The 18,931-nt window shown below is 57.1% G+C and carries 20 protein-coding genes and 1 pseudogene; 14 read left to right on the forward strand and 7 right to left on the reverse strand.

Going from position 1 to position 18,931, the window contains the following annotated elements; genetic code table 11:
- Positions 1–21 precede the first annotated feature (21 nt).
- Entirely contained in the window at positions 22–528 is a 507-nt protein-coding gene (locus tag AC0V60_RS07385; protein WP_486177847.1) for a hypothetical protein, read from the reverse strand.
- Between the two features lie 7 nt (positions 529–535).
- The gene (dapA, locus tag AC0V60_RS07390; protein ID WP_486177848.1) at positions 536–1,417 is read right to left on the reverse strand and encodes a 4-hydroxy-tetrahydrodipicolinate synthase; all 882 of its coding nucleotides are present in this window, start codon (positions 1,415–1,417) and stop codon (positions 536–538) included.
- A 222-nt stretch (positions 1,418–1,639) separates the two neighbouring features.
- Here dapA and AC0V60_RS07395 point away from each other — a divergent pair, with 222 nt between their 5' ends.
- From AC0V60_RS07395 to rlmN, 5 genes are read left to right on the forward strand one after another with little or no spacing between them, the layout of a single operon-like run.
- Entirely contained in the window at positions 1,640–2,554 is a 915-nt protein-coding gene (locus AC0V60_RS07395; protein ID WP_486177849.1) for a hypothetical protein, read from the forward strand.
- A complete protein-coding gene (locus AC0V60_RS07400) occupies positions 2,551–3,477 on the forward strand; it encodes a lytic transglycosylase domain-containing protein (RefSeq protein ID WP_486177850.1) in 927 nt (308 codons plus the stop codon). Before AC0V60_RS07395 ends, AC0V60_RS07400 begins: the two co-directional genes overlap by 4 nt.
- Complete coding sequence (locus AC0V60_RS07405) at positions 3,477–3,959, forward strand: GreA/GreB family elongation factor (protein ID WP_486177851.1); 483 nt, start codon at positions 3,477–3,479, stop codon at positions 3,957–3,959. Before AC0V60_RS07400 ends, AC0V60_RS07405 begins: the two co-directional genes overlap by 1 nt.
- Complete coding sequence (locus AC0V60_RS07410) at positions 3,952–4,440, forward strand: invasion associated locus B family protein (RefSeq protein WP_486177852.1); 489 nt, start codon at positions 3,952–3,954, stop codon at positions 4,438–4,440. The genes AC0V60_RS07405 and AC0V60_RS07410 overlap by 8 nt, the downstream gene beginning before the upstream one ends.
- A 45-nt stretch (positions 4,441–4,485) precedes the next feature.
- Positions 4,486–5,718 carry a dual-specificity RNA methyltransferase RlmN gene (rlmN, locus tag AC0V60_RS07415; RefSeq protein WP_486177853.1) on the forward strand — a complete coding sequence of 411 codons (1,233 nt, stop codon included), beginning with the start codon at positions 4,486–4,488 and terminating at the stop codon, positions 5,716–5,718.
- A gap of 380 nt (positions 5,719–6,098) precedes the next feature.
- On the opposite strand, the gene AC0V60_RS07420 is transcribed toward rlmN, so the two are convergent.
- Positions 6,099–6,560 (reverse strand): hypothetical protein, encoded by a 462-nt coding sequence (locus AC0V60_RS07420; RefSeq protein WP_486179524.1) that lies wholly within the window; start codon positions 6,558–6,560, stop codon positions 6,099–6,101.
- Between AC0V60_RS07420 and AC0V60_RS07425 the strand changes: the two genes are divergently transcribed.
- Positions 6,453–7,115: a class I SAM-dependent methyltransferase gene (locus AC0V60_RS07425; protein WP_486177854.1), complete on the forward strand. Its 663-nt coding sequence runs from the start codon at positions 6,453–6,455 to the stop codon at positions 7,113–7,115. The genes AC0V60_RS07420 and AC0V60_RS07425 overlap by 108 nt on opposite strands.
- Positions 7,112–7,774 (forward strand): MOSC domain-containing protein, encoded by a 663-nt coding sequence (locus AC0V60_RS07430; RefSeq protein WP_486177855.1) that lies wholly within the window; start codon positions 7,112–7,114, stop codon positions 7,772–7,774. Before AC0V60_RS07425 ends, AC0V60_RS07430 begins: the two co-directional genes overlap by 4 nt.
- On the opposite strand, the gene AC0V60_RS07435 is transcribed toward AC0V60_RS07430, so the two are convergent.
- Entirely contained in the window at positions 7,766–8,620 is an 855-nt protein-coding gene (locus AC0V60_RS07435) for a PhzF family phenazine biosynthesis protein (protein ID WP_486177856.1), read from the reverse strand. The two genes, AC0V60_RS07430 and AC0V60_RS07435, sit on opposite strands and share 9 nt — an antisense overlap.
- Before the next feature lie 74 nt (positions 8,621–8,694).
- On the opposite strand from AC0V60_RS07435, the gene AC0V60_RS07440 reads away from it, so the two are divergent.
- The 3 genes and pseudogenes from AC0V60_RS07440 to AC0V60_RS07450 all read left to right on the forward strand — a co-directional run bounded on the left by AC0V60_RS07440 (position 8,695) and on the right by AC0V60_RS07450 (position 10,879).
- Complete coding sequence (locus tag AC0V60_RS07440; RefSeq protein ID WP_486177857.1) at positions 8,695–9,462, forward strand: SDR family oxidoreductase; 768 nt, start codon at positions 8,695–8,697, stop codon at positions 9,460–9,462.
- Complete coding sequence (locus AC0V60_RS07445) at positions 9,459–10,136, forward strand: cytochrome b/b6 domain-containing protein (RefSeq protein ID WP_486177858.1); 678 nt, start codon at positions 9,459–9,461, stop codon at positions 10,134–10,136. The genes AC0V60_RS07440 and AC0V60_RS07445 overlap by 4 nt, the downstream gene beginning before the upstream one ends.
- Positions 10,129–10,879: pseudogene (locus AC0V60_RS07450) on the forward strand (molybdopterin-dependent oxidoreductase). Before AC0V60_RS07445 ends, AC0V60_RS07450 begins: the two are co-directional and overlap by 8 nt.
- Here the strand turns inward: AC0V60_RS07450 and AC0V60_RS07455 are convergent.
- Positions 10,876–11,313 carry a DUF1801 domain-containing protein gene (locus AC0V60_RS07455; RefSeq protein WP_486177859.1) on the reverse strand — a complete coding sequence of 146 codons (438 nt, stop codon included), beginning with the start codon at positions 11,311–11,313 and terminating at the stop codon, positions 10,876–10,878. The pseudogene AC0V60_RS07450 and the gene AC0V60_RS07455 overlap by 4 nt on opposite strands.
- Before the next feature lie 96 nt (positions 11,314–11,409).
- Here AC0V60_RS07455 and AC0V60_RS07460 point away from each other — a divergent pair, with 96 nt between their 5' ends.
- Both AC0V60_RS07460 and AC0V60_RS07465 read left to right on the forward strand, forming a co-directional pair.
- Positions 11,410–12,744, forward strand: coding sequence for a class I SAM-dependent methyltransferase (locus tag AC0V60_RS07460; protein ID WP_486177860.1), 1,335 nt, complete (start codon positions 11,410–11,412; stop codon positions 12,742–12,744).
- A gap of 102 nt (positions 12,745–12,846) precedes the next feature.
- Positions 12,847–14,094, forward strand: coding sequence for a class I SAM-dependent methyltransferase (locus AC0V60_RS07465; RefSeq protein ID WP_486177861.1), 1,248 nt, complete (start codon positions 12,847–12,849; stop codon positions 14,092–14,094).
- A 6-nt stretch (positions 14,095–14,100) separates the two neighbouring features.
- On the opposite strand, the gene AC0V60_RS07470 is transcribed toward AC0V60_RS07465, so the two are convergent.
- Positions 14,101–15,450 carry an acyltransferase family protein gene (locus AC0V60_RS07470; protein WP_486179463.1) on the reverse strand — a complete coding sequence of 450 codons (1,350 nt, stop codon included), beginning with the start codon at positions 15,448–15,450 and terminating at the stop codon, positions 14,101–14,103.
- Positions 15,451–15,601: 151 nt separating this feature from the next.
- Between AC0V60_RS07470 and AC0V60_RS07475 the strand changes: the two genes are divergently transcribed.
- Positions 15,602–16,816: an argininosuccinate synthase gene (locus AC0V60_RS07475; RefSeq protein WP_486177862.1), complete on the forward strand. Its 1,215-nt coding sequence runs from the start codon at positions 15,602–15,604 to the stop codon at positions 16,814–16,816.
- Positions 16,817–17,907: 1,091 nt separating this feature from the next.
- Positions 17,908–18,438, forward strand: coding sequence for a septal ring lytic transglycosylase RlpA family protein (locus tag AC0V60_RS07480; RefSeq protein WP_486177863.1), 531 nt, complete (start codon positions 17,908–17,910; stop codon positions 18,436–18,438).
- Positions 18,439–18,493: 55 nt separating this feature from the next.
- Here AC0V60_RS07480 and AC0V60_RS07485 read toward each other — a convergent pair whose 3' ends face one another.
- The gene (locus AC0V60_RS07485; RefSeq protein WP_486177864.1) at positions 18,494–18,835 is read right to left on the reverse strand and encodes a hypothetical protein; all 342 of its coding nucleotides are present in this window, start codon (positions 18,833–18,835) and stop codon (positions 18,494–18,496) included.
- Between the last annotated feature and the right edge of the window lie 96 nt (positions 18,836–18,931).

Genomic DNA, 18,931 nt, shown 5'->3' on the forward strand with positions numbered 1-18,931 from the left:
TCATATATTTGTCCACGCAGACTAGTCGTGTCTTCCTGTCAGGACGCGAAATACACGCTTCCAAAATCGTGCTTCCATCAAAAGCAATTTCACCACAATCGGCGGCATGCCTTGGGCGACAAGTTCGGCTTCCTTGGGCTCAGACCCATAGAGATAGCGTAGCAGCGCCACAAAGGCGGCCGCCTCTATCGCAATGACAAGGGGAAGTGCTGTCCATCGCAGCCAGCTCAGAAACGGCAGGACTTGCCCTGTGCCCTCAGGCATCAACCAGGCCGCGTAACTGATCCCAGCAGCGGCCAGCGCAAGCGAGCGCAAAATCGCGGCCTTGAGTGTCACGCGGGAGCGAAGATATGCAAAGTACAACAGCGGCAAAATCAGCGCAAAATCGGCCAGGTACACCCGCTCAGTCGCTACTGGATTTGCGAAAGCTTCCGGTGTCAGCGAAAGTTGCCAAGCTGCAAACAAGCAAGGCGCAAGCAGCCAGTAGAACCAGTAACCAGTGAACGTCTTTGTGATCGACTTCGTCATATTCCCCTCACACCAATCCAGCATGCTCCAGCGCCGCATCCACCGCTTCGCGCGACGCTTGCGACGCCTCGACAATGGGCAGGCGCACGCTGGGCGAGAACCATTCCTGCACCCTGCTTAGAGCATATTTCACCGGAGCCGGCGAGGCATCTGAGAACATCGCGTAATGCAGCGGGAAGAGCCGGTCGTTAAGCTCGCGCGCGCGCTTCAGTTCGTTGTTGTTGATCGCCTCTTGGAATTCTGCACACAGGGCTGGTGCAACATTGGCGGTCACCGAAATCGCTCCCCTGCCCCCTGCTGCGTTATGCGGAAGCCACAATTCGTCATTGCCCGACAACTGACAAAAATCGCGGCCAATGCCCATGCGGTGATCGGCAACACGGCTCAGATCGCCGCTTGCATCTTTAATCGCGACGATTTGGTCGGGGTACTTTTTGACAAGTTCCACCACCGTTTCATCTTCGATATCTGTGACAGTGCGGCTGGGCACGTTGTAGAGCACTATCGGCAGATCGGATTTCTCAGCGAGATAGCCAAAATGCGCCATCAATCCGGCCTGACTGGGCCGGTTGTAGTAGGGTGCAACGCAAAGCCCCGCTGCTGCGCCCGCTTTCTTCGCAAAGTTCATATGCAGCGCTGCGTTGCGTGTATCGTTCGACCCGCACCCTGCGATCACCGGCACACGGCCCGCAGCCTGCTCAATGCAAACCTCGATGACGCGGTGATGCTCCGCATTGGAGAGAGTTGAGGCCTCACCTGTCGTCCCGCATGGCACAAGCGCCGACGAACCGTTTTCGATCTGCCAATCAACGAGTTTGCGAAAAGCGCTCTCGTCAAACGATCCGTCGCGAAAAGGAGTCGCTAGAGCGGGAATGGAGCCGCTGAACATTGCTAATCATCCTGTATTGATTCTTTGGTCATTACTCTCGAAAGAAGGCCGTGCGCCCTCTCTCGTTCAGCGCCTACTAAGGAGCCCATCGGCACAATGTCCAGCATGGTCAGAAATTTGCTTACTTCACCCTTCGTTTTGGCTGCCTTGGCTGCGGGCTCAGTGGGAGCATTATCAGCCCCCGCCTGCGCGCAAATGGGGACTTCTGAAAGAGGGGGCAATATGGTCGCCTCGCAGCCGCAATTTGCAGGCGCTGCGATTCGGCGGTGGGAGCAATTGCAGGGACAGGGCACTTACTCTTTTGCCACCTATGCAGGGTTTGCTCTCAAATATCCTGATTTTCCGCGGATGGAGATTATCCGCCGCAAGGCTGAGGGGCGGCTCGACGAAGAAGCCGCTTCGCAAAGCGAGATTCTGGCTTTCTTTGATACGCACGCCCCGCTCTCCAACCCGGCGCGGGCGCGTTATGCTTTGGCGCTTGCGGGCGCTCAGCGAACGGACGCCTTTGACGTTGCCCGCGAGGCATGGCGCGGCGGCGAGATGTCGGGGCCAACAGAAGCGTATCTGACCGGCCTGTTCGGCTCGCGTTTTACTCCCGAGGACCATGCGGCGCGCGTCGACGCTCTGCTTTGGCAGGGCGAGGCAGAAGCGACCGAACGCAACCTTATTAACCTTGACCCTTCACAGCGCGATATGGCTCTGGCACGGTTGGCTCTTGTTCGAGGCTCAACGCCTTCTGCCGCAGGCCTTAGTGTGCCCAACGGCGCGATGAATAATGCAGGGTATGTGTACAACCTTGCCGATTATTACATGAAACGCGGCGACCGAACGAGCGCGATCAACCTTCTGAAAAACCGCCCCGTTTTTGCCTCCCCTGCTTTCAATGCAGAGGAACTTGTGGGCGTCATGCTGACGGCTGCGAAAGCGGCCAATATCTCTGACACAGTTCGGCTCGCCAGCAAGATCGACGATCTGTTTGCGCCGGGGACCGACATTTCCAAAGGCAGCTTCCGCCTGCGTGATCGCTACACTGATCTGATGTGGAAAGGGGCACCAACGCGCTATGGCGTCAAAGTGATGGCGGAGCCGCTGCCCCGTTTTTTTATCGCTACGGCGATGCAGCGCGCACACCTTTGACCAAGTCAAAAGGCTATTTCTGGGCAGGCCGCGCGGCGCGTGCAGCAGGTCTTAGTGCCGATGCAAACCGCTATTTTGAGAAAGCGGCGGAATATCCGCATTACTATTATGGCCAGCTCGCTTTAGAAGCCTTGGGCCGCCCAATGCCGGCTTTTGCCCAGCTTCCGCAGGTTGAGATGGATGCGGCCGCACGCGCCGAATTTGAGGCGCGCCCTCTTGTCAAAGCGATCCGTTCCATCGCCAGCAACCGTCAGAAATGGCAAACCGAGCGCCGTTTCTTCCAAGCGATCGGAGCAAGCGCAAAGACCCCCGAGGATGTCGCCGCCTATGCTGAGCTTGCAGCGCAAACGAACTTGCCCGAAATGGCCGTGGTCCTCGGCATGGAAGCGGGTGCGACCGGCATCAAGGGGGTTGAACGCGCTGGCTTTCCCATCGTGCCAACACCGCGCGTCAATGATTGGACCATGGTTCACGCCATCGCGCGCCAAGAAAGCGAATTTGACCGCACCCGCAAAAGCCACGCCAATGCTATCGGTATGATGCAGCTTTTGCGCAGCACTGCGCGCGAAGAGGCGGGCATTCTGGGCATCCAATATATGAGCGCGAGCCTTACGGAAGACCCGCTCTATAATATAACTTTGGGTGATGCGCATTATGCCCGGCGGATGAGCCTGTATCGCGGTGCATATCCGCTCGCCATTGCAAGCTATAACGCTGGTCCCGGACGCGTGCGCCAATGGGTGCGTTTGAACGGTGATCCGCGTAATGGCGGCATTGACTGGGTCGAATGGATCGAGAAGATTCCGGCCAATTTCGAAACCCGCTATTACGTCATGCGCGTGATCGGCAATGCGGTGACATATTCGCATATGTACCCTGAGCAGGCCGGATTGCCGCGCACGGTCGACCGCTTCCTCCCCTGATGAGCAAGCCTTTAGGTCCGCCCATTACGCCGCAGGGAATGGCGCATCTAAAGGCGCGCTATGACCATTTGCTGGGCAAAGAGCGCCCCGAAATTGTCGAGATCGTCTCTTGGGCGGCGGGCAATGGCGACCGCTCAGAGAATGGCGACTATCTTTATGGCCGCAAGCGGATGCGCGAGATCGACCGCGAGCTTGCCTATCTCTCGCGCCGAATGAAGGCGTGCCGCGTGGTGAAGCCATCCGAGCAGCCTGATAAGGGGCGCGTGTTTTTTGGCGCGAAAGTTGAACTTGCCGATGAAGACGATGAACGAATGCATGTCGAGATCGTTGGCGATGATGAACAAGACGCTGGAAAGGGCCGCATTGGGTGGTCCTCTCCAATCGCGAAAGCGCTCAAAGGCGCGGTCGTCGGGGATTGCAGAACGGTAAAGCTTCCCGGCGGGCTCAAAGAATGGGAAGTGATGGCGGTTCACTATGAGTAAAGCCGCCCTGCCCCTCCTTGCGTTCATCGCCCTGTTGGCCCTCGCCGCCCCCGCTACGGCGCGCGACAGTCTCGGCGTTTATTCCAATTGGGCAGCCTTTCGCGATGACAGCCCCGCGCGCTGCTATGCCATTGCCAAGCCGCGCTCGAGACCGGCAGGCCCCTACGCTACGATTGCCACATGGCCGGGCCAAGGTCTTCGCGGACAGGTCCATATTCGCCTCTCACGAGCGGCTGGCGAAAAGGCCGAAGCCAAACTCACCATAGGCGAGGCTGAATTTGAGCTGGTCGCAAAGGGCCGAAACGCCTGGGCCAAGGACAGCAGCATGGACGCCGCCATTATCGCTGCAATGCGGTCCGCCCCCCGCATGACTGTAGCGGCACGGGGCAGCAATGGTGCGCGTTTCTCTGACCGCTACTCCCTCGCAGGCGCCGCCACCGCAATGGATGCAAGCGTGGTGGGATGTGCTCAACGCGGCTAAGGGCTGACAAACCCCGCACACGCTCTTATATGCGCAGGCCTAGCCATGGCAGACACAAACCTCATGACCATTCCGGGCCAAGTGAACCCGGTTCCCGTTGCGCGTGACATCACGCCGCGCGCTGATGGACGTATTGACCTTATGGGCGTTGCGCGCCCGCGTATTCGTGAGATTTTCGAAGAGGCTGGGCTCGATACGCGCCAAGCCAAATTGCGCTCGAAGCAGGTTTACCACTGGCTCTATCACCGCGGCGTCACCGATTTTGACGCGATGACTGACATTTCCAAGACCATGCGCCCATGGCTGAGCGAACGGTTTGTCATTGGGCGCCCCAATGTGGTCGAGGCCCAGCATTCCACAGACGGGACGCGCAAATGGCTGCTCCAGACTGACGATGGCCATGACTTTGAGATGGTGTTTATCCCCGATGCGGACAGGGGCACGCTTTGTGTGTCCTCACAAGTCGGGTGCACCCTCAATTGCACCTTCTGCCACACAGGCACCATGCGCCTTGTTCGCAACCTCACTCCAGGCGAGATTGTCGGCCAAGTCATGCTCGCGCGTGATGCCTTGGGGGAATGGCCCAAGGGCGTCATGGACGGGCTCGATGGCGATGAAGACAGCGGGCACTACACATCTGACGGACGCCTGCTCACCAATATCGTGATGATGGGCATGGGCGAACCCCTGTACAATTTCGACTATGTTCGCGACGCATTGAAGCTGGTTATGGACGGCGACGGTCTTGCCCTGTCCAAACGCCGCATCACCCTGTCCACCAGCGGCGTTATCCCTGCGATGGAGCGGTGCGGCGAGGAAATTGGCGTGAACCTCGCGGTGTCTCTGCATGCTGTGACCAAGGAAGTGCGCGACGAAATCGTGCCGCTTAACAAGAAATACGGCCTCGAAGACCTGCTTCAGGCCTGTGCCGATTATCCCGGAGCCTCCAACGCGCGGCGCATCACATTTGAATATGTGATGCTGAAGGACAAAAACGACAGCGACGAGGACGCGCATGAATTGGTGCGTCTTCTCAAAAAGTTTGCTCTGCCTGCGAAAGTGAACTTGATACCCTTCAACCCTTGGCCGGGCGCGCAATATGAGTGCTCCACACCAGAGCGCATCAAATCATTTAGCGATATCGTCTTCGAAGGCGGGATCAGCGCGCCGGTGCGCACCCCGCGCGGCCGCGATATTGACGCAGCCTGCGGCCAGCTCAAAACGGCGGCGCAAAAGAAGAGCAGAGCTCAAAGAGACCGGGAAGCGCGAGACCAGTAGGCGCGAGGTTGGGAAGCGGATGAGGGTGAAGCCGAGGCGGCCAGCGTCCAATCTGCAACAACCGTTGTTACCCGGCAACCCCCTGAATTCTCCCTAAGATTGTGCAATTTTGGGCCTCATATGGCGCCAACCGAACACTTGTTGCGTTTTATGCAATCACTTTTCTGTAACAGCTGCCGCCCAAACGGCGAACTGCTTATCGTGACACCAAACAGACTTACCCAAACAGACATACCACGATAGGAAATATTATGAAAAAGACTTTGTCCCTTATGATCGCATCTGCAGCAGTATTGTTCAGCGCCCCAGCTATTGCAGCAGTAGATGTTACCCCAACCGATCAGAATTACTCTGTATCTTCTGAAATTTTCTCAGACGGCTCACAAGACATTTTGGAAGACACCCAAAATCTTGGCCAACGCCGCAGTTTCCGCCGCGGATTTCGTGGACGCAGTCACCGAGGATTTGGCCGTCGTCATGGCAAGTTCGGTAGCCGTCACGGCTTTGTTAAGAAAAAGAGCTTCCGCCATCACGACAGGTTGCACCACGACAAGAAACTTCACGATCACAACCAGCATGTTTTGCACGACAAGCATCACGGCGGAGACCACATCAAGAAAGGCAGCCACGGCGTAAAAGGCAAGTTCTCTCGCAATCACAAAGGCTATTGAGCCTTCCATCCTAGAATTCGAAAGCCCGGCGCAGATTAACGCGCCGGGCTTTTGCTTTGCGTCATGCCGTGCAACAACCGAGCGCACCGAGTGGAGCAACAAGCAGACATTGGCGTGAAGCAAAATATCGACCCTGCCACCTATGATTTTTATCAATCGCGTGCGCCCCATTTTTCCTTAAGCCCCGGGATCAGCCACTCGCGCCATTTGGATCGGTTCCTCGACAGCCTTTGCGAAGGCGCAAAGGTCATGGAGCTTGGTTGCGGCGCCGGGCGCGATGCGGCCCGCATATTGGAACGCGGCTTTGATCTTGATGCAACCGACGGCATTCCGGCGATGGTTGCCAAGGCCAATGAGCGTCACAGCGTCAACGCCCGGTTGATGCGGTTCGATGAACTTGAAGCAGATGCTGAATTTGACGCGGTTTGGGCCCATGCTTGCCTGCTCCATTGCCCGCGCGGCGAGCTACCCGGAGTGCTTGCCCGCATTCACCGCGCGCTCAAACCCGGCGGTTATCACTATGCGAGCTATAAATTGGGGGAGGGAGAGGCCAAAAATGATGGACGGGACCTGCTCGGGCGTTTGCACAATTTCCCCTCATGTGATTGGTTGAACGCAGCCTACAAAGAGGCAGGTTTTGAGCCGGTGCAACAAGACGTTTTCGCAGGCAAAGGCAGCGACGGGACGCAGCGCAATTGGCTTGCGACTACAGTGAGGAAACTATGAAACGAAAGCTCGAGGCGATCTGTACCGGCACCGCCCGCCCCTTTAACGGCGCAGAGCTCAGCGCTTTTGTGAAGCGCCCCCAAACGGGCAAAGTTCAAGTGCTCGAAGAGGGCCTTGCGCCTGATGAACAGGCCGACCGTACCAATCATGGCGGCCCTGATATGGCGCTGCACCTCTATCCGTTTGATCATCACACCTATTGGCGCGGCCGATTGGGCGATATCGAAGTCCTCGATGAGCCGGGTGCGTTTGGTTCAAACCTGTCAGTAAAGAATATCACCGAAGACGATGTTCATATTGGGGACCGCTTTACTCTAGGCAGCGCGCTGATCGAAATTAGCCAGCCGCGACAACCCTGCTGGAAAATCGAACACCGCTTTTCCAGCGTCTGTAAACAGCCCGAAGACGCCAAGGGAATGGTGATGCATATCCTCGAGACTGCGCGGTGCGGCTGGTATTTTCGTGTTATCGAAACCGGAGAGGTGCAAGCGGGCGATAGCTTGGAACGGGTTGAAACCGGCGAGGAGGCATGGCCCATCTCGCGCGCCATGCGGGCTCTGTTGCTTGGCAAAGCGACTACGGACGAATTTGCCCAGCTTGCTGAAATGGAGCAGCTTTCGGCCAAATTGCGCGACCGCGCGAGGGCAAGACTAGGCTAACTGCCCGCCGCCGCTGACGATCTGGCACTTGCCGCCAATCCAGACATCGCCGCCCTCGCCCTGCTCACATTGTGCGTGTTCACATAGGATGAGGCCATTTGCGCCGATCTTGCGGCCTTGCCCCGCGCGGTACGAGCCTTGCGCCAAGCCTTGCTTAAACAGGTGCATCGCGACGCCTGCGTTAAAACTGCCGGTCACAGGGTCTTCGGTTAGATTTTCAAACGTATCAGCAAAGAAAGCGCGCAGTTCCCAATCGCGCTCGGAGCCTGGCTTATGAGGTCCAGCAAGCCCTATATCGGTGCCCAATGGCGCTTTGGAAGCAGGCGTTGCAGCGAGCACATCCGCCGCCGATTTCAGCCGCAAAAGCTGCCATTTGGGGCCGTTCACCACATGCACCGCCTCGACCAATGACGCCTCATCAATGCCAGTTGTGGCAATAGCGAAGGCTCGCTCTTCCTCGGTAAGAGGCTCGTACTTGAGCAATTCTGGAGCTTTGAACGCGAGATTTTCGCCCTGCGCGCGCACTTCGACAAGGCCAATGCCGCATTCTTGTACCACCACCCCTCCGCGCGCCGGTTTTCCGCCTGCGGCAAGCCATGAATGGCACGACCCCAGCGTCGGATGCCCGGCGAACGGCAATTCGCCTCCGGGATAGAAAATCCGCACACGGTAATCCGCGCCTTCCTTGGTTGGGGGCAAAAGAAAAGTCGTCTCTGAAAAGCCGAGCCAATTGGTGAGGGCCTGCATCTCTTCAGCGCTAAGGTCATCCCCGCCATGCACCACGCCAAGCGGGTTGCCCGAAAGCGGCCCGTCACAAAACACATCAACCAAATCGCAATTGGGCAACGTACTCTCCTGTCTAACCTGCTGCCTCTTGTGGCATTGAAGACCCGCTAGGCAAGACGAGAATTTTCTGCTCCATGACAAGCATGCAAAAACCAGCTGTCCTCATCACCGGAAGCGCTACTCGCATTGGCGCGGAAATTGCGCGCGGGTTTGGCTCCACGGGATGGCATGTGGTGATCCACCATCTGACCTCTGATGACGAAGCAGAGGCTTTAGCGGCAACGCTGCCGTCTGCTGAAACGGTGTCGTGCGATCTTGGCGATGACCGGGCCGCCGCCGCGATGATTGCAGATTTGTGCACGCGGCTCCCTGGATTTCGGTGCCTTGTGAACTCTGCCTCGATTTTCCGCTATGACAGTGCGGGCCAAGTGGACGCCGATACGAACCGGGAAGCAATGCAAGTGAACGCGCTAACTCCTGCCCTGATGACGCAGGCCTTCCTTGATGCCGCCAAGGGGGAGCGCCCACTGTGCGCGGTGCAAATCACCGATATGAAGACCGAGAACTCTAATCCCGACTTCTTCAGCTACACCATGTCCAAACACGCACTCGCCTCCACCATCGAAATGTTTGCGATGGAAGCGGGTGATAAGGCGCGCATTTATGGAATTGCGCCCGGAGCCATTTTGGCAAGCCACGACCAGACCGAAAACGAAACCGAAACCTCGCATCGGCTCAATCTGCTGGAGCGCAAAACAGGCTCAGATGAGATTGTGGAGGCGGCGCTGTTCTTAAGCACAGGCGCGCTCAAAAGCGGGTCAACCCTATTCATCGACAGCGGTCAGCACCTGCTCGACCAGCCGCGCGATGTGATTTATCTGGCACGCGGGCAACAGATATGAAACGCCATGCCCTGACAACCCGCATCTGGCACTGGGTGAATGCGATTGCCTTTATCGTGCTGTTTATGTCGGGCCTCAATATCTCGAACGCGCACCGGTTCCTTTATTGGGGCGATTATGGTTATGATCCCTCAGATGCCTGGCTGATCGTTCAACGCTTCCCTGCATGGATGACCATCCCTCAGCGCTATGACCTTGCCGAGGCGCGTGATTGGCACAATCTTTCGGCTTGGGTTTTCGCGCTCGGCCTTCTCATCATGTGGGCGATGAGCCTTATCAACCGCCATTTTTGGCGCGATTTGGCATCCTCGAAAACCGATTGGCACCCACGCAGCTGGATTGCCGCCGCCAAGGAACACGCAAGGCCAGGCGCGTATAAAGACCGCGACTACAATGCGGTGCAAAGGATCGTGTACGGCCTTGTGCTCGCAGTGGGCCTTCCCATGATGATCGCAACCGGCCTTGCGATAAGCCCCGGCTTTGAAGTCATCGCCCCGTGGCTCGCGGATGGGCTCGGAGGCCGGCAGAGCGCGCGTTCGCTGCATTTCCTTGTTGCATGGGGCCTTGCAGGGTTTGTCCTCATCCACCTCATTATGGCCATGTGGTCAGGCCCGCTCACGCAAATCGGCCGAATGATCACCGGCGGTAAGAGGGAGGTTCGCTCCAATGCCTGATATAAAACGCCGCTCTTTGCTCGCAGGGCTTGCCGCTCTGCCAGCCGCCGGATGCACGCAGCTTGCTGACACTGAGGCGGTGGGAAACCTGTTCGATGCCGCCGAGGATTGGCACCGAAAGGCACACCGTACCCTTGCCTCTCGTCAGGCATTGGCGCCCGAATTTTCCCCGGACGAACGCTCGCCCGATATTCGCGGCAATGGCACAGTGCGCATTGATGATTCTGAACTACCGCGCGCAATTTGCGCAAGGCTTTCCCGATTGGCAGCTGGAAGTGCGCGGATTGGTCGAAAATCCGCTCGCGCTTTCGGTGGCTGACCTTAAAGCGCTGCCCCAGCGCACACAGATCACCCGGCATGACTGTGTCGAGGGATGGAGCGCGGTGGCCGAATGGAAGGGCCCGCAGCTGTCCGGCATTCTTGATGCAGCCAAGGTCAGCGAAAAGGCCAACTTCATCGTCTTTCGCTGCGCCGATGTGCTTTATGACCGCGATTATTACGAAAGCGTCGATATGGTCGATGCCTATCATCCGCAAACCATCATCGCGCATGAGCTGAACGGTGAGCCTCTGCCAGAGAAAAACGGCGCGCCTTTACGGGTGCGGATCGAGCGGCAGCTGGGCTATAAACACGCCAAATATCTGACCGCGATCGAGGCGGTGGAGAGTTTTGACGACCTATACGGCGGCAAAGGCGGCTTTTGGGAAGATATCGGCGATTATCAGTGGTATGCCGGAATTTAATCAGGATAGACCCGGTTCATCGCATCCCAGCACACGCCGATAATTTCCTCCAGGACCGCCAGATCAATATCAGCCAGCTTGTTCACATAAACGCAGGACGCACCGGTCTTGTGCTTGCCCATTTTCTCGAGCAATCCGTCGACCTTTTTACCCGTCGCCTCATCGCAATACCGGCCCATAAGATAGAGCGAATGCCTGGCCTTGCGCGGGGAAAAACCTGAACGGCACGCATCGCCCTCCCGGCCGCTTTCATACTTATAATGATAGCTGCCATAGCCGATGATTGTCGGGCCCCACATCTGCGGTTTCTCGCCCGTCACTTTGCGAAACAGCGCGTCCAGAACCTTGGCGTCCTCGCGCTTCGAGGCGGGTTCAACCGCCGCGATAAATTCCTCAGCTGACACCTGCGTTGGCTTGGTCTTATTCTCTGCCACAGCGCTCCCTCCCCGCCCAAGTTTGATGACATGATTGACACAGTAGCACAATTCCCGGCACACCCCCTAAAATCAGCAGAAGGGACCGCGAACACGATGTGGTTGCTAGACAAATTTCTAAACCAAGCGATCAAGCAAGGCCAACTGATCGTCACCGATCATGAGGGCAATGAACACTCTTATGGACCCGGCGGCGAATATGACCCGCTGATCGGGGGCCGTCCGGGGCCCATCCGCATTAGGCTGACGAACAAGAAAGCGGCAGGGCACATCGTGCGCTATCCGCAGATGGGAGCGGGCGAGGCATTCATGTGGGGCTGGCTCGTGGTGGAAGAGCCGCACGATATCCGCGATATGGTCTTGTTCGTGACTATGAATGCAAAGCAAATGGGGGATGAAACCCTCAAAGCCAAAGGGCCTGTTCGCAAAGGGCTACAAAAGGTCAAGGCCGCTTTTGACGGCATCAATTTGCGCAGTTCAGCGCGCTCCAACGCTGAGCACACATATAACCTCACGCGCGAGCTGTATGAGCGATTTCTCGATGAAGACCGCCAATACACCATGGCATATTATCGCGAGGATGATCCAACACAGACAAGCCTTGAACAGGCGCAAATGGACAAGAAGGCGCACCTTGCCGCCAAGATGTTCTTAAAGCGGCCAGAGGACAATGGCGGCAAGCCTATGCGGGTGCTCGATATTGGCTGCGGCTGGGGCGGTTTCGCGCTTTACCTCAACAAAATGTACGATTGCGAAGTCTTGGGCGTGGCGTTGGCACCTGATCAAATCGCATTCTCGAATGAGCGTGCGAAGGAGCTTGGCGTTGATGACAAAGTCAAGTTTGAGCTGTGCGATTACCGCGATGTTGAGGGGCAGTTTGACCGCATCTCATCTGTTGGCCTGCTCGAACACGTTGGCACCATCCACTATCCGCAATTCTTTGAGCACACCAACCGATTGCTTAAAAGCGACGGCGTGATGATTTCGCATTGCTGCGGCCGCAGCGGCGCGCCGGGATACACCGACGCCTGGACCCGCAAATACATCTTCCCCGGCGGATATATCCCCGCCCTTTCCGAGCTTGTCACCGAAAGCGAAAAGAACGGCTGGCAGGTGATGGATGTAGAGGCCATGCGCTTCCATTACAGCCACACGCTTCAGGAATGGTACAACCGCACGGTCATGCACCGCGAAGAGATCACCGAGATGTATGACGAGGTCTTTTACCGCATGTGGCTCTTCTATCTTGCGGGCGCGGAGCAATCATTCCGCAATGGAACATTGGTCAATTGGCAGCTGCAGTATGTGAAGGACCGGGCCGCTATTCCGATGACGCGTGAATATCTCGAGGAGGAAAGCGCAAAGCTCCGGGCGCGCGGCGATATTCCGGACTGGCGCTTTGCCCATGGGCTTAAAGAGGCAGCAGAGTGATCCAATCGAGTTAGCGCTTTTGCCGCTTATTTGAAAAGACTTGTGCGCTTCTCCCTGAGGGCACACGATAACAAGAGGCCGGCGGTCACCGAATGAGAGTGTATGAGTAAGAAACTTCTGAGTTCCTTCCTTGAGAAGGGCGTAAAAAAGGGCCGCCTTGGCGTGGTCTTTGCCGATGGCAGCTCCAGCGTATTTGGCGAGGCTGCCGCTGGCTTTCCAGAGATCGTTGTTCGCTGCGCCGATAAGCGGGTTCCGCGCGATATCATCATGGACCCCCGGCTTGGCGCTGCCGAAGCCTTCATGGATGGCCGCCTGATCATCGAAGAAGGCGATGTGATGGGGCTTGTCACTTTGCTGCGCGCCAACAACGCTTGGGAAAGAGGCGGGAGCATTTCGCCGCCTAAGCTTAGCCGAAAGCTCCTGAACCGCGCGACGTTTGCCTTTGAACAGGTCAACAATGCAATCGGATCAAAGGATAATGTCGCGCATCACTACGACATCGGCAATGACCTTTATGCGCTGATGCTGGATGAAGAGCATTGGCAGTATTCGTGCGCCTATTGGCCGCGGGACGACATGACATTGGGCGAGGCGCAGACGGCCAAGCTTGCGCATATCGCTGCGAAACTGGCGATTGAGCCCGGTCACACGGTGCTCGATATTGGGTGCGGATGGGGCGGTATGTCCATCTTCCTTGCCAAACATCACGACTGCCACGTAACCGGCATTACCCTATCGGAAGAACAAGCCGCGCTTGCGCGTGAGCGGGTTGAGAAAGCGGGCGTATCGGACCGCGTCTCGATCGAACTGGTCGATTACCGCGATTTTGCCGCAGCAGGGCGACGGTTCGACCGGATCGTCTCGGTCGGCATGTTTGAGCATGTTGGAAAGGCCCAGTTCGAGACTTTCTTTAATGCTTGCGCAAACCTGCTCACTGATGATGGGGTCATGCTGCTCCACACCATAGGCCGCATGGGATCGCCGGGCATGACCGATGCCTTTACCCGCAAATACATCTTTCCCGGGGGTTACATCCCGGCGCTTTCAGAGACCATGGCCGCGAGTGAAAAGTACCGCTTAATGGCAACCGATATCGAAATCTTGCGCGTGCACTACGCCAAGACCATTCGCCAATGGTACGCCAACTGCATGGAGCACAAGGACGAGATCATCAAAATGTATGATCAGCGCTTCTTCAATATGTGGACCTTCTATCTTGCAGGCGCTGCGACCGTGTTTGAGTATGGCGGCATGTGCAACTTCCAGATCCAATACACCCGCAACCGGCACGCGTTGCCGCTTTCGCGCGATTATATTGGCGAGGCGGAGAAGGCACTGCTCAAAGGCTAAAGCCCGCTAGGCTGCTTTCTCCCGCCGGCGCACGATAAAGTTATAGATCGGCCCAAACCCAAGCAGCGCTGCACCGACAAAAGGCGCTGCGACCACCCATATCCTGAGGCCTGTAATGCCTTCCGGGCTCGCAATGGTGATACCGGCCGTGCAGCCAAGTCCGATGCAGATCAAAAGCACGCCTGCCACCACGCGGGCGCGCGGCACAGTGCGCCCGCCTCTGATGGGGGTAAAGGTGCGCTCATGGCGCACGAAGAGGCCGATCAACGGCAGGGTCGCAAGGATGTAGACACCAAGCCACAAGGGCCGCGACGCCCACCATTCGCTCGTCCCCGGAACGCTATCAAGACCAACGCCGCCAAGCGCGATCCACACAAACGTCATGACCAGCACGAACGCTGTGAGATGCCAGAGGAATACCGTCATGATCATACCGTTCATAAGCACGGTCGCTGTCCATATCCGCACATTGTCGAGCATGCGCCTGCCCGCAGGCTCCAGCGCGAGCACTAGCCCCACTTGCACCAGGCCAAGCGCCAAAAGCGCGAAAGTCGGCGGGAGTGAGTTTGAGAAGCCATCGGGCGCAGACACCATCGAGACGGGATAAAACCCATAAACTGTGACGCAGATCAGCACGCCAAGGCCAATGACGAACCATGCAAAAGCGAAAAGCGGCTTGTCAAACCTCCCATCCTTCCACGCAAAGCCCAGTTGATGGATCGCGAGAAACACCCAAAGGAAATTGGTGAAGCTGATATAGGGCACACCGTGCTCAAACCGCAGCCAGTCGACGAGCGCGGTTAGAGGGAACAGAACCCCGCAGCTTGCCCAGCCGAACCGCTTCCACGCTCGCATGGCAAGAGGGGTGCAGGCTGTCACCAGGAGATAGACGGCAAGAAACCACACAGGGATCAATGCAGCTTCGGTTGCCATACGGATCTGATCGCGCTGGAAGCCCACTTGTGTGAGGATAACTGCAATCACCGCCCAAACCAGCAGAACCGGGAACGTCGGCGCAATAAGCCGCTGAACGCGGGCAGCCAGCCAATCGCGGTAAATGCCTGTTTGTCCGGGTTCTGCCTTTCGCAAGGTCCCCTCCCAGCTCACCGAATTGGAATATCCGCCCACAAGAAAAAACACCGGCATCACTTGGAAAGCCCAGGTGAGCCAGTGCGTCCACTGCGATATCTCAATGAGGTCGCCGCGTTGCAGGCTGCCTGCCTCATCAACATAGAGCCCCGCCATCAACCAATGGCCAAAGACCACCGCGAGAATGGATACCGCCCGAAGGAAATCGACCCAGCGATTACGCTCTGGCGGCGTCATCTCCGCAAGTCCGCGTGCCTTGTTCCACATAGCCAGCACTGTGATCCCTCCTACTGCCTCTATTACAAAATATTGGTGGTCACTTGCCCCCTTGCAAGTTTAAGGGGCCTTTCAGTTGTGCACTAAGAGACAGCTTCCCTTAGGAAGGCGCTCTTGATTATTAATGAATAAAGGCTCGCAAATGTCGGAAATTAAACGTGTTGTCCTAGCTTACTCTGGCGGCCTCGACACTTCTGTCATCGCCAAATGGCTGAGCACTGAGCGCGGCCTGGAGGTTGTGACCTTCACCGCTGACCTTGGCCAAGGCGAGGAGATCGAACCGGCCCGCGACAAAGCGCGCGCTATGGGCATTCCAGACGAGCACATCTTTATCGAAGACCTGCGCGAAGAATTCGTGCGCGATTTCGTCTTTCCCATGATGCGCGCCAACGCCCGGTATGAAGGCGACTATCTGCTCGGCACTTCGATTGCGCGCCCGCTTATTTCCAAGCGTTTGGTAGAAATCGCCCATGAAACGGGTGCGGATGCCATCGCTCACGGTGCAACCGGCAAAGGCAATGATCAGGTCCGCTTTGAATTGTCCGCCTATGCGCTTGACCCCAGCATCCAGGTGATTGCTCCATGGCGCGAGTGGGATTTGACCAGCCGCACCGCTCTCATCGCGTGGGCAGAGAAACACCAGATCAAGGTTCCAACCGATAAGCGCGGCGAAAGCCCATTTTCGACCGATGCGAACCTGCTCCACACTTCATCCGAAGGCAAAGTGCTCGAGGACCCGTGGGAAGAGACCCCGGACTATGTCTATTCGCGCACCGATCACCCCGAAAACGCGCCTGACACCCCTGAATACATCGAAATCGGTTTTGAGCGCGGTGACGGCGTCTCACTCAATGGCGGCGCGATGTCACCTGCGACCTTGCTTACCGCTCTCAATGATCTTGGCCGCACGCACGGCATCGGCCGCCTTGACCTTGTCGAAAACCGCTTCGTCGGGATGAAATCGCGCGGCATGTATGAAACACCGGGCGGCGAGATTTACGCGGTTGCTCATAGAGGTATCGAGCAAATCACCCTCGACCGGGGCGCAGCGCACCTCAAAGACGAGCTGATGCCGAAGTATGCCGAACTCATCTACAACGGCTTCTGGTATTCGCCTGAACGTGAGATGTTGCAGGCGGCGATTGACCTTTCCCAAGAGAAAGTGACCGGGACCGTGCGTCTGAAACTTTACAAGGGTCTTGCAAGCGTTGTGGGCCGCAAGTCGCCCCATTCGCTCTATTCCGAAGCGCATGTGACCTTTGAGGACGATGCCGGCGCCTATGACCAGCAAGATGCGGAAGGCTTTATCAAGCTGAACGCTCTGCGGCTCAAGCTGCTCGCTCAGCGGGACAGGTAGGCGCGCAGGATAAAGAGCAAACCCGATGGCGCACTGCAGCTTTCGCGAGTCGGGACGGCGTATTGCCCAAACGAGCAACATTTCTAAACCGGCACTTAATGAATAGAACCGGCACCCACTGGCTGTCCGATCAGTAGTCAGTGCCTTTCCGAAGAAGATGCGACAAAATGTTGAGTTGTCCACCGCCGTCCACAAGTGATCTTGGCAAAAGTGGATAAGTCGCTCTTGCACACCTTGCGAAAAACCCCGGTGAAGCGCAATTTCAACATGTCTTCGGGACGATAAAGCTTTCGAAAAAGGGACCGCAAGGACCTGATTTCATGAATGATTTATTGGAACAAAGATATGATTGTAGCTGTCCACGCAGCTCTCGAGAGATGCCGCGCACAAGGCTCACGCCAAGTGCAAAGCAGATCGTTAAGAGAGATGCGAAGCAAAACAATCGTTCAAGGCCGTAATGGTGGCTGGCAATAGCTTTAGGAAATAGCCTTCGGGCGAAAACCGACAAGTGTTTGACTTGCCAATACCAACATAACGGTCTCGGCTATGCTGAGCGGCGAGCTGAGTGAGACAAGGGCTCCGGCCCGGGTTGATCGAGGCCAACGATGCAAAGCAAAGTCGGATGCCGGCGCGAGCGCCGGTGAGGAACCCGCGAAGCAAAGCGGCGAATTTGCGTAGGAAACCCGCAAGGGATGAGCACAAGAATACGCAGCTGGACGCGAGTGAGGCACCGGATGCCAAGTGCGGATCGGGAAAGACTGGAGGAAAGGCTTTGCCGGACCGAAAGTGAAGATCGAAGCGCCCACGCGCAGGTGAGAGTGGGGTCGGCAGCAATGCCGGCCCCATTTGCTTTGAGCGCTATCCCTAGGCCCGCTCAGAAATCCCGCAACCTGCGCCAAAAGGCAGGACGCCGCGCCCTTCCCGCACGGCCAGCGGAAATTCCCCAGTTGGCCATTGGACATTTCTTGGTGTATAGCTGCACAACGATGGGAGAGAGACCGGGCATCCAGAGGGCGCATTCTCAAAGAGAAGCGACCTCATTTCCAGGCGGGAAAATATCTCGCGCGCTTGCGCTTGCGATGTGTCTGACCGTGACGCCTCTTGCGGCTTCATCTGCCCAAACGAACGAGCTAGCGGCGCGCTATGACAACGCTGAGAGCGCAGCTTCACCCCTCACAAACGAAGAAACCTTCAGCGATGCCTTCGCTGGTATTGCTGCCCCGTCCGAGGCCAATATCGCAGAGATAGACCTCGCCTTGCCCAGCACCGCTGTGGACCTGGGATCATTCGATCCTCAGCGCGAGGTCGTCCCCAAAACCAGCGTGCTGCGCAATCTGGGAACGGGCGTCGCATCCTATTATGGTCGCCGTTTTCATGGCAGGCTTACCGCCAATGGCGAGCGCTTCAATATGAACGCGATGACCGCGGCGCACAAAACCCTGCCCTTTGGAACGCGGGTGCGGGTGACAAATCCCCGCAATGGCCGGTCTGTTGTGGTCAGGATCAATGATCGCGGGCCGTTTATTCGCGGACGAGCGATTGATCTCAGCCGAGGTGCAGCCGCAAAACTGGGCTTCATCAGTTCAGGCCATGCCCGCGTAAAGCTTGATATTGTCCGCTAATATCAGCGTCTAAGAACAGGAGGCCGGTGCAGCGCAAACTGCACCGAGCCCATCCCTATTCCGCAGGCGCTTCTTCGGCAGCGGCAGCAGCATCGCCTTCTATCAAGCCTTCACCTTCCATCACGCCGAGCATGCATTCCTCGCCGATTTTGCTCATGGTCTCTTGATTGACGAGGTCGAGCGGGCCCAATTCCTGTTCCTTGATCTGCTCAACCGAGCAATCACAAAAAGGCTGCGCCATGCTTTCAGGCCCGCCCTGACCGGTAAATTCAGCCACGCAAGTTTTTGCAAAATCTTCTGCCACAGCGTCGCTGCTGATCGCATCACCGCAACCGCTCAGCACAATGCCACCCGCTGCAAGCATGGAAAAAGTGATGGTTTTGCTGAAAATTGTCATGAATTTGATCCCCGATTGCAGCGAAATGGCTGTCTCATCGGTACCCTACAGGCTCCTGCCCACCGCGCAATAGCTAGCGTCAATCGCCCCTTTTTC

It is taken from the genome of Erythrobacter sp. S259 (assembly GCF_057364965.1).

What these genes read in the sequence shown, in the direction of transcription:
- AC0V60_RS07385 (WP_486177847.1), bottom strand. Translation starts at nt 528, where the DNA reads ATGACGAAGTCGATCACAAAGACGTTCACTGGTTACTGGTTCTACTGG.
- dapA (WP_486177848.1), bottom strand. Translation starts at nt 1,417, where the DNA reads ATGTTCAGCGGCTCCATTCCCGCTCTAGCGACTCCTTTTCGCGACGGA.
- AC0V60_RS07395 (WP_486177849.1), top strand. Translation starts at nt 1,640, where the DNA reads ATGGTCGCCTCGCAGCCGCAATTTGCAGGCGCTGCGATTCGGCGGTGG.
- AC0V60_RS07405 (WP_486177851.1), top strand. Translation starts at nt 3,477, where the DNA reads ATGAGCAAGCCTTTAGGTCCGCCCATTACGCCGCAGGGAATGGCGCAT.
- AC0V60_RS07410 (WP_486177852.1), top strand. Translation starts at nt 3,952, where the DNA reads ATGAGTAAAGCCGCCCTGCCCCTCCTTGCGTTCATCGCCCTGTTGGCC.
- rlmN (WP_486177853.1), top strand. Translation starts at nt 4,486, where the DNA reads ATGGCAGACACAAACCTCATGACCATTCCGGGCCAAGTGAACCCGGTT.
- AC0V60_RS07425 (WP_486177854.1), top strand. Translation starts at nt 6,453, where the DNA reads ATGCCGTGCAACAACCGAGCGCACCGAGTGGAGCAACAAGCAGACATT.
- AC0V60_RS07420 (WP_486179524.1), bottom strand. Translation starts at nt 6,560, where the DNA reads ATGGGGCGCACGCGATTGATAAAAATCATAGGTGGCAGGGTCGATATT.
- AC0V60_RS07430 (WP_486177855.1), top strand. Translation starts at nt 7,112, where the DNA reads ATGAAACGAAAGCTCGAGGCGATCTGTACCGGCACCGCCCGCCCCTTT.
- AC0V60_RS07440 (WP_486177857.1), top strand. Translation starts at nt 8,695, where the DNA reads ATGACAAGCATGCAAAAACCAGCTGTCCTCATCACCGGAAGCGCTACT.
- AC0V60_RS07445 (WP_486177858.1), top strand. Translation starts at nt 9,459, where the DNA reads ATGAAACGCCATGCCCTGACAACCCGCATCTGGCACTGGGTGAATGCG.
- AC0V60_RS07460 (WP_486177860.1), top strand. Translation starts at nt 11,410, where the DNA reads ATGTGGTTGCTAGACAAATTTCTAAACCAAGCGATCAAGCAAGGCCAA.
- AC0V60_RS07465 (WP_486177861.1), top strand. Translation starts at nt 12,847, where the DNA reads ATGAGTAAGAAACTTCTGAGTTCCTTCCTTGAGAAGGGCGTAAAAAAG.
- AC0V60_RS07470 (WP_486179463.1), bottom strand. Translation starts at nt 15,450, where the DNA reads ATGTGGAACAAGGCACGCGGACTTGCGGAGATGACGCCGCCAGAGCGT.
- AC0V60_RS07475 (WP_486177862.1), top strand. Translation starts at nt 15,602, where the DNA reads ATGTCGGAAATTAAACGTGTTGTCCTAGCTTACTCTGGCGGCCTCGAC.
- AC0V60_RS07485 (WP_486177864.1), bottom strand. Translation starts at nt 18,835, where the DNA reads ATGACAATTTTCAGCAAAACCATCACTTTTTCCATGCTTGCAGCGGGT.